The organism is Rhizobium sp. CSW-27 (genome assembly GCF_018760785.1).
Lineage (GTDB): Bacteria > Pseudomonadota > Alphaproteobacteria > Rhizobiales > Rhizobiaceae > Neorhizobium.
This window is the reverse complement of sequence record NZ_JAHHZO010000011.1, coordinates 62,955-76,789: the sequence shown is the minus strand read 5'-3', so window position 1 is coordinate 76,789 and position 13,835 is coordinate 62,955. Positions and strand designations below refer to the sequence as shown.

The 13,835-nt window shown below is 63.2% G+C and carries 15 protein-coding genes; all 15 read left to right on the top strand.

The window, feature by feature from the left end:
* Positions 1-288: 288 nt before the first annotated feature.
* Positions 289-1,353, top strand: a complete 1,065-nt coding sequence (trpS, locus tag KLP42_RS19620; RefSeq protein WP_215568647.1) for a tryptophan--tRNA ligase — start codon at positions 289-291, stop codon at positions 1,351-1,353.
* Between the two features lie 111 nt (positions 1,354-1,464).
* Positions 1,465-1,956 carry a universal stress protein gene (locus tag KLP42_RS19615; RefSeq protein WP_215568646.1) on the top strand — a complete coding sequence of 164 codons (492 nt, stop codon included), beginning with the start codon at positions 1,465-1,467 and terminating at the stop codon, positions 1,954-1,956.
* A 113-nt stretch (positions 1,957-2,069) separates the two neighbouring features.
* The gene (locus tag KLP42_RS19610) at positions 2,070-2,636 is read left to right on the top strand and encodes a NifU family protein (protein ID WP_215568645.1); all 567 of its coding nucleotides are present in this window, start codon (positions 2,070-2,072) and stop codon (positions 2,634-2,636) included.
* 7 nt (positions 2,637-2,643) lie between these two features.
* Positions 2,644-3,303 (top strand): tRNA (adenosine(37)-N6)-threonylcarbamoyltransferase complex dimerization subunit type 1 TsaB, encoded by a 660-nt coding sequence (gene tsaB / locus KLP42_RS19605; protein WP_215568644.1) that lies wholly within the window; start codon positions 2,644-2,646, stop codon positions 3,301-3,303.
* A 9-nt stretch (positions 3,304-3,312) separates the two neighbouring features.
* Positions 3,313-3,807, top strand: a complete 495-nt coding sequence (locus tag KLP42_RS19600; RefSeq protein ID WP_215568643.1) for a GNAT family N-acetyltransferase — start codon at positions 3,313-3,315, stop codon at positions 3,805-3,807.
* 40 nt (positions 3,808-3,847) lie between these two features.
* Complete coding sequence (locus KLP42_RS19595) at positions 3,848-4,276, top strand: Fur family transcriptional regulator (protein ID WP_215568642.1); 429 nt, start codon at positions 3,848-3,850, stop codon at positions 4,274-4,276.
* Positions 4,273-5,067 carry a lyso-ornithine lipid O-acyltransferase gene (olsA, locus tag KLP42_RS19590; protein WP_215568641.1) on the top strand — a complete coding sequence of 265 codons (795 nt, stop codon included), beginning with the start codon at positions 4,273-4,275 and terminating at the stop codon, positions 5,065-5,067. Before KLP42_RS19595 ends, olsA begins: the two co-directional genes overlap by 4 nt.
* 44 nt (positions 5,068-5,111) lie before the next feature.
* Positions 5,112-6,527, top strand: coding sequence for a tRNA (N6-isopentenyl adenosine(37)-C2)-methylthiotransferase MiaB (gene miaB, locus KLP42_RS19585; RefSeq protein WP_215568640.1), 1,416 nt, complete (start codon positions 5,112-5,114; stop codon positions 6,525-6,527).
* Positions 6,528-6,560: 33 nt separating this feature from the next.
* Positions 6,561-7,616 (top strand): PhoH family protein, encoded by a 1,056-nt coding sequence (locus tag KLP42_RS19580; protein WP_215568639.1) that lies wholly within the window; start codon positions 6,561-6,563, stop codon positions 7,614-7,616.
* 15 nt (positions 7,617-7,631) lie between these two features.
* Complete coding sequence (gene ybeY / locus KLP42_RS19575; RefSeq protein WP_215568638.1) at positions 7,632-8,141, top strand: rRNA maturation RNase YbeY; 510 nt, start codon at positions 7,632-7,634, stop codon at positions 8,139-8,141.
* A gap of 10 nt (positions 8,142-8,151) precedes the next feature.
* A complete protein-coding gene (locus KLP42_RS19570) occupies positions 8,152-9,324 on the top strand; it encodes a hemolysin family protein (protein ID WP_215568637.1) in 1,173 nt (390 codons plus the stop codon).
* A gap of 186 nt (positions 9,325-9,510) precedes the next feature.
* Positions 9,511-11,109 (top strand): apolipoprotein N-acyltransferase, encoded by a 1,599-nt coding sequence (gene lnt, locus KLP42_RS19565; RefSeq protein ID WP_215568636.1) that lies wholly within the window; start codon positions 9,511-9,513, stop codon positions 11,107-11,109.
* Positions 11,110-11,257: 148 nt separating this feature from the next.
* Positions 11,258-11,677, top strand: coding sequence for a helix-turn-helix domain-containing protein (locus KLP42_RS19560; protein ID WP_215568635.1), 420 nt, complete (start codon positions 11,258-11,260; stop codon positions 11,675-11,677).
* A 188-nt stretch (positions 11,678-11,865) separates the two neighbouring features.
* Positions 11,866-13,104: a methionine adenosyltransferase gene (gene metK, locus KLP42_RS19555; protein ID WP_215568634.1), complete on the top strand. Its 1,239-nt coding sequence runs from the start codon at positions 11,866-11,868 to the stop codon at positions 13,102-13,104.
* Positions 13,105-13,117: 13 nt separating this feature from the next.
* On the top strand, positions 13,118-13,816 hold the full coding sequence (trmB, locus tag KLP42_RS19550) for a tRNA (guanosine(46)-N7)-methyltransferase TrmB (protein WP_215568633.1): 699 nt from the start codon (positions 13,118-13,120) through the stop codon (positions 13,814-13,816).
* Positions 13,817-13,835 lie beyond the last annotated feature (19 nt).

The following is a 13,835-nucleotide window of genomic DNA, read 5'->3' as shown; positions in this document are numbered from 1 at the left end:
TCTCCCCCCTTGTGGGGGAGATGGCCGGCAGGCCAGAGGGGGGCCTTAGCTGCGATAGTGGTACCGTCTTTAGGGTGAGGGGCTCTCTGGGCACGCCCGATCCATACGTCGCAGCATTAAACCCGCCCTGTTGTCCTGAAGCCCCTTGATCGAACGCCCGCTGCTATGCTTGATGCGCGGCGTAAAAACCCTGGCCCTTAGGGGCGGGACGCGGAGAGATCTTCACCCTCTCCGATGGCCCGTTTTCCCGAAAGCCTGTGGCCCTCCACCAGCCTTTTCGAGGACGATATGAACAGCTTCAAGCCGCTTGTCTTTTCCGGCGTTCAGCCGACCGGCAATCTCCATCTCGGCAATTATCTCGGCGCGATCCGCAAATTCGTGGCGCTGCAGGAAAACAACGACTGCATCTATTGCGTGGTCGATCTGCATGCCATCACCGCCCAGCTCGTGCATGACGACCTGAAGGGTCAGATCCGCTCGATCGCGGCGGCCTTCATCGCGTCCGGTATCGATCCGGTCAAACATATCGTCTTCAACCAGTCGGCCGTGCCGCAGCATGCGGAACTTGCCTGGATCTTCAACTGCGTCGCCCGCATCGGCTGGATGAACCGCATGACGCAGTTCAAGGACAAGGCCGGCAAGGATCGCGAAAATGCCTCGCTCGGCCTGCTTGCCTATCCGAGCCTGATGGCCGCCGACATCCTGGTCTACCGCGCCACGCATGTTCCGGTCGGCGACGACCAGAAGCAGCATCTGGAACTGGCCCGCGACATTGCCCAGAAGTTCAACATCGACTTCCAGGACAAGATCCGCGCGACCGGCCAGGGCGTCGACATGGTGGTGGGCGAAGAGCCGATCCACGGCTATTTCCCGCTGGTGGAACCGCTGATCGATGGTCCGGCCCCGCGCGTGATGAGCCTGCGCGACGGCACGAAGAAGATGTCTAAGTCGGACCCGTCGGATCTGTCGCGCATCAACCTGATGGACGATGCCGACGAGATCCTGAAGAAGATCCGCAAGGCCAAGACCGATCCGGATGGCCTGCCGTCCGAAGTCGAGGGCCTGAAGGGGCGTCCGGAAGCCGACAATCTCGTCGGGATCTATGCGGCGCTTGCCGACAAGACGAAGGAACAGGTGCTTGCCGAATTCGGCGGCCAGCAGTTCTCGGTCTTCAAGCCGGCGCTCGCCGATCTCGCCGTCGAGGTTCTGGCTCCGATCAGCACCGAGATGCAGCGTCTGCTGGGCGATACCAGTCATATCGACGCGATCCTGAAGGATGGCGGGGAGCGCGCCCGCGCCCGTGCTGAAGCCGTGATGAACGACGTTTACGATATCGTCGGTTTCCTGCGCTGATTGTAGCGCCCCACGCATCTTTGCCCGCCGGTCCCCGCAAGGATCGGCGGGTTTTCATTTTCCGGCTTTCGTATAAGTTCGCGCGAAGGCGTTTGAGACAGGGGAGCGATCATGGTTTCAAAACGGCTTTCACGGCTGGAGGGACACCGGCGCAAGTTCATGGCCGTCATCGACGGCACGCCGGAATGCGAAAAGGCCGTGCATTATGCCGGTCGCCGCGCCCAGAATTCGAATGGCGGCCTTGTGCTGCTCTATGTGATCCCCGAGGGCGATTTCCAGCAATGGCTGGGAGTGGAGCAGATCATGCGCGCCGAAGCCCGCGAGGAGGCGGAGGCCGTGATGGCAAAGGCTGCCCAGAAGGTGCGCGAGACGATCGGTATCGATCCGGAAGTGGTCATTCGCGAAGGCAACGCCACCGACGAGATCAATGCGGCCATCGAGGAAGACCGCGACATCGCGATCCTGGTGCTTGCCGCCGGCAATACCAAGGAAGGGCCGGGGCCGCTCGTCACCTCGCTGGCCGGGCGCGGCAGTACCTTTCCCATTCCCGTCACGGTGTTGCCGGATGTGCTGACCAATGACGAAATCGACGCGCTCTGCTGAGCTGCTCTTGACCTTGAATGTCCAAGAGCGCACTTGAATGCAAACCTGATCCGGACTATCTTCTTTGGAAGAATTCTAAAGTGGCGCCATCATGGCCGCCCAGGAGCCCGACGATGTTCATTCAGACAGAAGCCACGCCAAACCCGGCAACCCTGAAGTTCCTGCCCGGCAAGGTGGTGATGGACAAGGGGACGGCCGATTTCCGCAGCGCCGACGAGGCGCAGGCCTCCCCGCTTGCCGCCCGCCTGTTTTCGATCCCCGGCGTCACGGCCGTCTATTTCGGCTATGATTTCGTCACCGTGACCAAGGAAGCTCAGGAGTGGCAGCACCTGAAGCCGGCGATTCTCGGTTCGATCATGGAGCATTTCATGTCCGGCCAGCCGGTGATGGGCGGTGCTGCAAGCCTGGCCGAGATGACTGACGAGGAAGGCGAGTTCTTCGAGGACGGCGACGAGACGATCGTGGCCACCATCAAGGAACTGCTGGAGACCCGCGTGCGCCCGGCCGTCGCCCAGGATGGCGGCGACATCACCTTCAAGGGGTTCCGCGACGGCACCGTCTATCTCAACATGAAGGGGGCCTGCTCCGGCTGCCCATCCTCCACGGCGACGCTGAAGCATGGCGTGCAGAACCTGCTGCGCCATTTCGTGCCGGAAGTGCAGGCCGTCGAGGCGCTCTGATTTCACGATGAAGATCCTCGCCATCGATACGGCCGGGGTGGATTGCTCCGCCGCGGTGCTTGACGCTTCCGCAGACATGCTGCTCGCCAGCGTCACCGAGCGCATCGGCAAGGGCCATGCGGAGCGGCTGATGGCGATGATCGACGAGGTTCTGGCAAAAAGCGGCCTTCACCTGCCCGATCTCGATCGGGTGGCCGTCACGATCGGCCCCGGCTCCTTTACCGGCATCCGCGTCGGCGTGGCGGCGGCGCGCGGCCTGGCGCTGGCGCTCGGCATTCCCTCGGTCGGCGTCACCACGCTTCAGGTGCTGGCGCTTTCGCATCTTGCCGTGCATCCGGGACAACCGGTAATCGCCGCCATGGATGCCAAGCGCGAGGAGATCTATGCGCAGGCCTTCGACGCAGGGGCGCAGCCGCTGGGCGAGCCGATCATCCTGTCGCTCGACGGGCTGAAGGACCTGGCGACCCGCCACGGTGCCGCGGTGACCGGCACGGCGGCGGCACTGGTTGATGGACTGCCGTCCTGCGGCGAGCCGGACTGCTTTGATATCGCTACGGTGGCGCGCCTAGGTGCAAAAGCGAAAGCTGAAATGTCGCGCCCGAAACCGCTTTACCTGCGCGGTCCGGATGCTAAACCGCAGGACGGTTTTGCCCTCGCACGCGCCTGACGATTCGGAATGTTCGACGATTACCTGACCTGGAAGCCCTTCTTCGACATCGTGCCGATGCAGGATGGAGACTGCCCGCCGGCCTCCGAACTGCACGGCCAGCGCTTCTCGCGCCAGTGGAGCGCCGAGGAAGTCTCCAGTCTGCTGCACCAGAACGGCGTGTTCGGTTTTTCCGCCCTCCAGTCCAATGCCTTCTTCAGCCGGCCGCTCGGCGGCTTCGTGCTGTCGCGCGAGGCGGCCGGCGAGGCGGAGATCCTCACCATTGCGGTTGCCGAAAAGGTCGCCCGCGCGGGGCTCGGCTGGCGGCTGATGCAGGCGGCGCTGCGCGAGGCGCAGGATCGCGGCGCCGAATCGATGTTTCTCGAGGTGGACGAGATGAATGCGCCGGCCGTCGGCCTTTACCGGCGGCTCGGCTTCCAGCAGGTGGCTCGGCGTCCGGCCTATTACGCAGCGGCGGATGGAACCCGAACCGCGGCGCTTGTCATGCGGCGCGATCTTCGCTAGTCGGTTCTCTTCATAGACTGCAATGCAAGGCCGGGACGACATGACAGACCTTTCCAAATCCCTGGAGGAGCTGTGCGCCGAGCGGGGCATGCGCATGACCGAGCAGCGCCGGGTCATTGCCCGGATTCTGCAGGATTCCGACGATCATCCGGATGTGGAGGAGCTGTATCGCCGCTCCACGAGGGTTGATGCCCGCATCTCGATCTCGACCGTCTACCGCACCGTGAAGCTGTTCGAGGACGCCGGCATCATCGAGAAGCATGATTTTCGCGATGGGCGCTCCCGTTACGAGACCGTGCCCGAAGAACATCACGATCACATGATCGACGTGAAGACGGGTGAAGTGATCGAGTTCCACTCCGCCGAGATCGAGGCGCTGCAGGAGCGGATCGCCCGCGAGCATGGCTTCCGCCTCGTCGGCCATCGTCTGGAACTCTACGGCATTCCGCTGGACAAGGACGACGCGTGATCACCTGGATCCGGATCGGGCTCATCTTTGCCATCCTGACGGTGGTGACGCTCGTTCTCCTGCCGTTCCAGCTTCTGGCGCTGCGCTATGACTGGCCGCTCAGGCGTCGCCTGCCGCGCTGGTGGCACCGGATCGCCTGTTATGTGCTCGGCATCCGCATCCGTCTTCACGGCAGGCTGGAAAGCCGTCGCCCGCTGATGCTGGCCGCCAACCATGCCTCCTGGAAGGATATCCTGGTTCTCGGCGCCGTCGCCGATGTCGCCTTCATTGCCAAGGCAGAGGTGGCGGACTGGCCGATCTTCGGCCTGCTTGCCAAGTGGCAGAAATCCGTCTTCGTGGTGCGCGAGCAGAAGCGCCGCACCGGCGAGCAGGTGAACGAGGTGGCCGAACGCCTGGCGGCGCGCGAGATCATCGTGCTGTTTCCCGAAGGCACGACATCGGACGGCAACCGGTTGCTTGACGTGAAGACCTCGCTGTTCGGCGCCGCCTCGGCGGCCGTGCCCGCCTCACCGGAAGGCGTCGTCTATGTGCAGCCGGTCTCGATTGCCTATACCGGCATCTACGGCATGCCGATGGGGCGCTACCACAGGCCGATCGCCGCCTGGCCGGGGGATGTGGAACTGGTGCCGCATCTGATGGGCATCCTGAGGACCGGGGCGCTGGAGGTGGACGTGGATTTCGGCGAGGCCGTGGAATTTCGCGCCGAGACCAACCGTAAGGTGGCGGGCGCCACGGTGGTGGAGCGCCTGCGTACCCAGCTGCGAGAACGGCTCTATCCGCGTGCCGGCTGAAAGATCCCTTCTATTTGCGGGCATCTTGCAGTAAAGAACCCGCCATGAGCGACCAGATCATTCCCCTTCCGGCGACCGCAGAGGCGGCAGCGCCCGTGCCCGGCACCAATCCCAACACGCGAAAAGTGTTCATCAAGACCTATGGGTGCCAGATGAACGTTTATGATTCCGTGCGTATGGGGGATGCGCTGGCGAGCGAAGGCTATGTGACGACCGAGGCGATGGAGGAGGCCGATCTCGTTCTCCTCAACACCTGTCACATCCGCGAAAAGGCCGCCGAAAAGGTCTATTCGGCGCTTGGCCGCCTGCGCGAGATGAAGAAGGAGCGTGCCGCCAACGGCCGCGAGATGATGATCGGCGTGGCCGGCTGCGTGGCCCAGGCCGAAGGCGAGGAAATTCTTCGCCGTGCGCCGGCGGTCGACGTGGTCATCGGCCCGCAGACCTATCATCGCCTGCCGGAGGCGCTGAAGCGCGCCCGCCAGGGCGAGCGGGTCATCGAGACGGACTATGCCGTCGAGGACAAGTTCGAACACCTGCCGAAGACCGAAAAGGCGGTGATCCGTTCGCGCGGCGTCACCTCCTTCCTGACGGTGCAGGAGGGCTGCGACAAGTTCTGCACCTTCTGCGTGGTGCCCTATACGCGCGGCTCGGAAGTGTCGCGGCCCCTGTCGCAGATCCTTGACGAGGCGAAGCGGCTGGTCGAAGCCGGCGTTCGCGAGATCACGCTGCTCGGCCAGAACGTCAATGCCTGGCATGGCGAGGGACCGAAGGGCGAGGCCTGGGGGCTTGGCGATCTGCTCTATCGCCTCTCCGAGATCCCGGGGCTTGCGCGGCTGCGCTACACAACCAGCCATCCGCGCGACATGGACGACCGCCTGATCGAAGCGCATCGCCATCTGCGCACGCTGATGCCGTACCTGCATCTGCCGGTTCAGGCCGGGTCCGACCGGGTGCTGAAGGCGATGAACCGCCGCCACACCGCGCAGGAATATATCCGCCTCATCGAGCGCATCCGCGCGGCGCGGCCGGATATTGCGCTGTCGGGCGACTTTATCGTCGGCTTTCCCGGCGAAACCGAGGCCGAGTTCGAGGATACGCTGCGGCTGGTGGAGACGGTGCGTTATGCGCAGGCCTTCTCCTTCAAATATTCGACGCGCCCCGGAACTCCGGGTGCCGAGCTTGGTTCACAGGTCGCCGAAGAGGTGAAGGCCGAGCGCCTGGAGCGGCTGCAGGCCCTGCTTCTGAAGCAGCAGCATGAATTTGCGGAAGGATGCGTCGGTAAGGTGATCGACATTCTCCTGGAAAAGCCGGGTCGCAATGCGGGCCAGCTGATCGGCCGGTCTCCCTGGCTGCAGTCTGTGAATGTTGATGCAAAATCATCGCAAATCGGTGACATTATCTCTGTACGAATCATTGGCACGGGACCGAACAGCTTGTTTGCCGAGAGGATCGAGCGTTAAATGGCCCGAGCAACCCTATAGGAGCCTGCCTGCTTGAACGGTCGTGAATTGGTCTCTTCATCCTCGCGCCACCCCAGATCCACCGCGATTGACGCCAATCACTTCGTCTTGACGTTCGAGAACAATCGGCTGGCCAGCGAACTCTTCGGACAGTTCGACCAGAACCTGAAGCTTCTGGAGGAGCGCCTGCACATCGATGCGCGCGCCAGGGGCAATTCCGTCAGCATTTCCGGCGATGTCCTCGCCACCAACCAGGCGCGCCGAGCGCTCGATTTTCTCTACGAGCGCCTGCAGAAGGGCGGCTCGGTGGAAGCCTCGGACGTGGAAGGGGCAATCCGTATGGCCGTGGCTGCCGATGATCAGCTGACTTTGCCGACGCTCGAACGGAAGGCCAAGCTTTCCATGGCGCAGATTTCCACCCGCAAGAAGACCATTCAGGCCCGCACGCCGACCCAGGACGCCTATATGCGGGCGCTCGAGCGCTCGGAACTGGTGTTCGGCGTCGGCCCGGCCGGCACCGGCAAGACCTATCTGGCCGTTGCCCATGCCGCCCAGCTTCTGGAGCGCGGCGCGGTCGATCGCATCATCCTGTCGCGTCCGGCCGTCGAAGCGGGCGAGCGGCTCGGCTTCCTGCCGGGCGACATGAAGGAAAAGGTCGATCCGTACCTGCGTCCGCTCTATGACGCGCTCTACGACATGATCCCCGGCGACAAGGTGGAGCGGGCGATCACCGCCGGCGTCATCGAGATCGCGCCGCTCGCCTTCATGCGTGGCCGAACGCTCGCCAATGCCGCCGTCATCCTGGACGAGGCGCAGAACACCACGTCCATGCAGATGAAGATGTTCCTGACGCGTCTCGGCGAGAATGCGCGGATGATCATCACCGGCGACCCCAGCCAGGTGGACCTGCCGCGCGGGGTGAAATCCGGCCTTGTCGAGGCGCTGCAGGTGCTGAAGGGCGTCGAGGGCATCTCCGTCGTCCGCTTCAAGGATACCGACGTGGTGCGTCATCCGCTGGTCGGCCGCATCGTGCAGGCCTATGACGCGCAATATGCCGTACATGAGGAAAGCGAGGAAGCGGACCGCTGAACGGTTCGAAATCCCATGCCTGACTTGGACATACAGATCAGCGTCGAAGATGAGCGCTGGCCGGACGAGGCGCAACTGGCCCCGCTTTGCGAGCGCGTGCTGGGTGCGGCCGCAACCTTTCTTTCTGGTGCGGAAAAACAGCCCTTTCCGACGCAACCCTGCGAGGTCTCGCTGGTTTTCACCGACGATGCGGCGATCCGCGAGATCAATGCCGAATGGCGGGGCAAGGACAAGCCGACTAATGTGCTGTCCTTCCCGGCCTTTCCAGTCACCCCCGGCAGGATGCCTGGGCCGATGCTGGGCGATATCGTGATTGCCCGCGAGACGGTCGAGCGCGAGGCGCTCGACCTGGAAAAATCCTTCGATGATCATCTGACTCATCTTATGGTGCACGGCTTCCTGCATCTTTTCGGGTATGATCACATCGAAACGGACGAGGCAGAGAAAATGGAAGCTCTGGAGACTCGTATTTTGGCCACGCTTGGCCTATCTGATCCCTATGCGGGACAAGACCCGCTGGCTTGACACTGGAACGATGAACGAGATTTCGACAAACGCCGTCCGCGACGGCAACGCATCGGAACAGTCATCCTCGGAAGAGGGTGGCAGTCCTTTACGGCGGGACACACAGGCACGCTCGCCGAACTCCTTCTGGACACGGGCCATCCGGCTGCTGCGGCCGTCGCAGGGAGAGCGCCTGCGCGAGGATCTCGCCGATGCCCTGCTTGCCGATACCGCCGTCAGCAGCGCCTTTTCGCCCGAAGAGCGGGCCATGCTGCACAATATCCTGCGCTTCCGCGAGGTTCGCGTCGAGGACATCATGGTGCCGCGCGCCGACATCGAGGCGGTCGACATGACCATGACGCTCGGCGACCTGCTGATTCATTTCGAGGAGACCGGCCGGTCGCGCATGCCCGTCTATTGCGACACGCTGGATGATCCGCGCGGTTTCGTGCACATCCGCGATCTGCTGTCCTATCTCGCCAAGCAGGCGCGCAACAAGCGCCGCAGCAGTTCGGTGCCGAAGCCGGTGGCCGTTGATGCGGCAGCAGGCGCGGTGCTGAAGGAAAAGGCGGTGCGCTCGCCGCGCGCGGCCTTCGACCTCGGCCGCGTCGATCTGACCAAGACGGTCGCCGATGCCGGCCTGATCCGCAAGATCCTGTTCGTGCCGCCCTCGATGCTGGCGTCCGACCTTCTGCAGAGCATGCAGGCGGCCCGCACGCAGATGGCGCTGGTCATCGACGAATATGGCGGCACAGACGGTCTGGTCAGCCACGAGGACATCGTGGAAATGGTCATCGGCGATGTGGAGGACGAGCATGACGATGACGAGGTCATGTTCTCCCGCACCAGCGAAGACGTGTTCATTGCCGATGCCCGCATCGAACTGGAGGAGATCGCCGAGGCGATCGGCCCGGATTTCGATATTCGCGACCGGCTGGAAGATGTCGATACGCTGGGTGGCCTGATCTTCTCGGCGCTGGGCCGCATTCCGGTGCGCGGTGAACTGGTGCAGGCCGTGCCGGGCTTCGAGTTCCAGATTCTCGACGCCGATCCGCGCCGTATCAAGCGGGTCCGCATCATGCGCAAGCGGCAGACGGTCGCGCGCCGCCGGCAGATCAAGGGCGAGAGCGCGCAGCCGGAACTTGCCGTGCCGCCTGTCGAGGGGCAGGGGCCGGATGCCCGCTCCGAAACACAGGGCTCCTGACGGACCCTGATATCGATGGGCCGGTCCGTCCGGCCCGATACCGCGACGCTGATTAGAGGCCCGAAAATCGGCTCGATTTTCGGGCCTCGGTTTGGGCAGCAACGGGAAAGGCCTGGGCGTTACGCCAGAGACCCTCGGTATCGTGCCGAAGGACGATGACGAGCGGGCCGAGGCGAAGGGGTGGCGATGGACAGACTGGCAAACCGGGTGATGCTTCTGTGGGGCGTCAGGCGCGCGGGCCTCGCCATTCTGGCCGGTGCGCTCGGCGCGCTGGCGCTGCCGCCCTTTTCCTTCGTGGCGGCGCTGTTTGTCTCCTTCACGCTGCTGGTCTGGCTGATGGACGGGACCGCATCGGCGCCACAGAGCGGGCGCCTGGCGCGCTGGCGCTCCACCTTCCTAATCGGCTGGCTGTTCGGGTTCGGCTATTTCGTTGCCGGCCTCTGGTGGCTGGGCAATGCGCTTCTGGTGGAGGCGGACGAGTTCGCCTGGGCGCTGCCGCTGGCCATTTTCGGCCTTCCGGCCTTTCTTGCCCTCTATTATGGCCTTGCCACCTGGCTTGCCGGGTTGTTGTGGTCGGATGGATTCGGCCGGCTTGCGGCGCTCGCGGCAAGCTTCGGTCTCATCGAGTGGCTGCGGGGCCTGCTTTTCACGGGCTTTCCCTGGAATGCCATCGGCTACGGCGTCATGCCGATCCCGATCATGATGCAGTCGGCGGCGGCAATCGGCATCTTCGGGGTGACGACGCTGGCGGTCTTCGTGCTGTCCGCGCCGGCGCTGATTGCCACCCGCAAGGGCGCCCCCGTCGGCCTGACGCTGGCCTTGCTGATGGTCGCGGCCCATTTCGGCTACGGCGCCTACCGCCTGCACGAACAGGCGGCGCCTGGCCGCTTCGATCCGCCGCTCGCCATCCGCATCGTGCAGCCGGTCATCGATCAGGCCCGCAAGATGGACAATGGCGAAGACAGGCTTGCGGTCTTCGAGGAGCATCTTGCGCTGACGGCCCTGCCGCCGAAGCCCGGCGTGCGGCGGCCCGATGTCATCGTCTGGCCGGAAACCTCGGTTCCCTTCATCCTGACCGAGACGCCTGGCGCCCTTGCCCGGATTGCCGACGTGCTGCAGGACGGGCAGATCCTGATCGCCGGCGTCGTGCGCATGGAGGCCGGCGCCGCGGGGCAGGAGCCGCGCTACTATAACTCAATCTATGCGATCGACAGCCAGGGGCAGATCATTGCCGCAACCGACAAAGTGCACCTGACGCCGTTCGGCGAATATTTACCATTCGAACGCTTCTGGAACCGGCTCGGCATCAGCAACATCGTCGACATGCCCGGCGGCTTCACCGCCGGAGCGCGCCACGCGCTCATAACCCTTCCCTCCGGCCAGTCCTTCTATCCGCTGATCTGCTACGAAGCGATCTTTCCCAATGAGTTGACGTCCGATGTGAGCCGCGCGGCGGCCCTTCTCAACATCACCAACGATGCCTGGTTCGGCAGGACGCCCGGCCCCTACCAGCACTTCCAGCAGGCCCGCATCCGGGCCGTGGAAACCGGGCTTCCACTGATTCGCGGCGCAAACAGCGGCATCTCGGCCAGCGTGGACGGTTACGGCCAAATAAAAGAAGGCCTTGACTTCGATCAAAAAGGCGTGATCGACTCGACCTTGAGTGGTGCCTTCGTCCCGTCATGGGACATATACACGCGGGAAACACACTTCTGGTTGTTGATCATTATGATGTTCTTGATTGCAGGCATTTCGCGCATGGGTTTAAAAATGCGCCTCAATTGACCGGAAAACCCTAAAATTGCATAGTGCTGCCGCGTTCGTTGGAACCTATGCTTTCATGCGGTGCCTGGGCAGCACGCAAATGTGCGGAAGTATAAGTGTACACGTATTGCGAGTTATGGGGACTGAAGAGCAACCTAGGACGTTTACGATGACTGAGAACAAGAAGAAGCCGAACCCGATCGACATCCATGTCGGGAGCCGCATCCGGCTTCGGCGCACCATGCTCGGCATGAGCCAGGAGAAACTGGGCGAAAGCCTGGGGATCACCTTCCAGCAGATCCAGAAATACGAAAAGGGCACCAACCGCGTTGGGGCCAGCCGCCTGCAGAACATTTCCAGCATCCTCAACGTGCCGGTCTCGTTCTTCTTCGAAGATGCGCCCGGCGAACAGTCGGCCAACGGTGCCGGCCTTGCGGAAGCCTCCAGCTCCAATTACGTCGTCGACTTCCTGTCCTCCTCCGAAGGCCTGCAGCTTAACCGCGCCTTCGTGAAGATCACCGACCCGAAGGTGCGTCGCAAGCTGGTCGACCTCGTCAAGGCACTGGCCGCCGAAGCCGACGTCGACTGAGCCCGTTCGACAGACTTCCCCGAGAAAGCGGCCCCAGCGGCCGCTTTTTTTTGGCAAAAATGTCACCCTCCAGCCCCGCGTAAACCTTCCGTTGTCGTATAAAGATATATTTATGTGGTTCTGTCCTTGTTTTTGAGCGACGAACTCACTACCACAGACAGCGGTTTGTTCTTGAGGGGAATCCCAGCATGCGCGCCAACTACCTGTTCACCAGCGAATCCGTCGCCGAAGGTCATCCTGACAAGGTGTGCGATCGCATTTCCGATGAGATCGTCGATCTGGTTTACCGGGAGGCCGCGAAGACCGGCGTCGACCCGTGGACGGTTCGCATCGCCTGCGAGACGCTCGCCACCACCAACCGTGTGGTGATTGCCGGCGAGGTGCGCCTGCCGCCGAGCCTGATGAAGACCGACAAGAACGGCAACGAGGTGATCAACCCCGCCAAGTTCAAGACGGCAGCCCGCCGGGCGATCAAGGACATCGGCTACGAGCAGGACGGCTTCCACTGGAAGACGGCCAAGATCGACGTGCTCTTGCATTCCCAGTCGGCCCATATCGCCCAGGGCGTCGACAACGCCGCCGACCAGCAGGGCAATGAAGGCGCCGGCGACCAGGGCATCATGTTCGGTTACGCCTGCAACGAGACGCCGGACCTGATGCCGGCGCCGATCTATTACTCGCACCGCATCCTCCAGCTGCTGTCGGCCGCCCGCAAGAAGGGCGAGGGCGATGTCGGCAAGCTTGGTCCCGATGCCAAGAGCCAGGTGACCGTGCGCTATGTCGACGGCAAGCCGTCGGAAGTCACCTCCATCGTTCTCTCCACCCAGCATCTCGACGAAAGCTGGGATTCGAAGAAGGTGCGCGAGGTCGTCGAGCCCTATATCCGCGAAGCGCTGGCCGACCTGAAGATCGCCGGGGATTGCGCCTGGTACATCAACCCGACCGGCAAGTTCGTGATCGGCGGACCGGATGGCGATGCCGGCCTCACCGGCCGCAAGATCATCGTGGACACCTATGGCGGGGCTGCTCCGCATGGCGGCGGCGCCTTCTCCGGCAAGGACACCACCAAGGTCGACCGCTCCGCCGCCTATGCCGCGCGCTACCTGGCCAAGAACGTCGTAGCCGCTGGCCTTGCGGAAAAATGCACGATCCAGATCTCCTACGCGATCGGCATTGCCCAGCCGCTGTCGATCTATGTTGACCTGCATGGCACCGGCAAGGTAACCGAGGACCAGGTCGAGGCCGCGATCCGCCAGGTGATGGACCTCTCTCCGAGCGGCATCCGCCGTCACCTCGATCTCAACAAGCCGATCTATGCCAAGACGTCTTCCTACGGCCATTTCGGCCGCAAGGCGGGCCGCGACGGTTCCTTCTCCTGGGAGAAGCTGGATCTCGTGAAGCCGCTGAAGGAAGCCCTGAAGAACTGAAGGACGAACCGAAATGGATACCGAGCGCCGGTCGCGAGCCACCGAGGCATTCTTTGGCCGGCGCAAGGGAAAACCGCTGAGGGACCGCCAGTCGGACCTGATGACGGCATTTCTTCCGTCACTGCGCATCGATCCGGCCGGAGCGCGGCCGGATGACCTTGCTTCGCTTTATCCGGTTCCGGTCAGCTCGATCCGGCTGGAAATCGGGTTTGGCGGCGGCGAACATCTGGTGCACCGCGCCGGCGAGACGCCCGGGACCGGCTTCATCGGCGTCGAGCCCTTCGTCAATTCCATGGCGAAGCTGCTCGCCCGGGTCGAGGAACTCGATCTCAAGAATATCCGCGTCTATGATGATGATGCCACCGTGCTGCTCGACTGGCTGCCGGAAGGCTCGATCGATCAGATTGACCTGCTCTATCCCGATCCGTGGCCGAAGAAGAAGCACTGGAAGCGGCGCTTCGTCTCGCAGGTCAATCTCCAGCGCTTTCACCGCGTGCTGAAGCCGGGCGGTCTGTTCTGTTTCGCCTCCGACATCGATACCTATGTGAACTGGACGCTGCAGCACTGCGCCGCCCATGGCGGCTTCCACTGGACGGCGAAGGAGCCTGCGGACTGGCTGACGCCGTTTTCGACCTGGCCCGGAACGCGTTATGAGGCGAAGGCCAGGCGCGAAGGCCGTTCCTCTGCCTATCTGACATTTGTGAGGGTGTAAGGCGGCAGGCGTTCTGCCT

Coding starts and splice junctions, on each gene's coding strand:
- trpS (WP_215568647.1), top strand. CDS start 289: ATGAACAGCTTCAAGCCGCTTGTCTTTTCCGGCGTTCAGCCGACCGGC.
- KLP42_RS19615 (WP_215568646.1), top strand. CDS start 1,465: ATGGTTTCAAAACGGCTTTCACGGCTGGAGGGACACCGGCGCAAGTTC.
- KLP42_RS19610 (WP_215568645.1), top strand. CDS start 2,070: ATGTTCATTCAGACAGAAGCCACGCCAAACCCGGCAACCCTGAAGTTC.
- tsaB (WP_215568644.1), top strand. CDS start 2,644: ATGAAGATCCTCGCCATCGATACGGCCGGGGTGGATTGCTCCGCCGCG.
- KLP42_RS19600 (WP_215568643.1), top strand. CDS start 3,313: ATGTTCGACGATTACCTGACCTGGAAGCCCTTCTTCGACATCGTGCCG.
- KLP42_RS19595 (WP_215568642.1), top strand. CDS start 3,848: ATGACAGACCTTTCCAAATCCCTGGAGGAGCTGTGCGCCGAGCGGGGC.
- miaB (WP_215568640.1), top strand. CDS start 5,112: ATGAGCGACCAGATCATTCCCCTTCCGGCGACCGCAGAGGCGGCAGCG.
- ybeY (WP_215568638.1), top strand. CDS start 7,632: ATGCCTGACTTGGACATACAGATCAGCGTCGAAGATGAGCGCTGGCCG.
- KLP42_RS19570 (WP_215568637.1), top strand. CDS start 8,152: ATGAACGAGATTTCGACAAACGCCGTCCGCGACGGCAACGCATCGGAA.
- lnt (WP_215568636.1), top strand. CDS start 9,511: ATGGACAGACTGGCAAACCGGGTGATGCTTCTGTGGGGCGTCAGGCGC.
- KLP42_RS19560 (WP_215568635.1), top strand. CDS start 11,258: ATGACTGAGAACAAGAAGAAGCCGAACCCGATCGACATCCATGTCGGG.
- metK (WP_215568634.1), top strand. CDS start 11,866: ATGCGCGCCAACTACCTGTTCACCAGCGAATCCGTCGCCGAAGGTCAT.
- trmB (WP_215568633.1), top strand. CDS start 13,118: ATGGATACCGAGCGCCGGTCGCGAGCCACCGAGGCATTCTTTGGCCGG.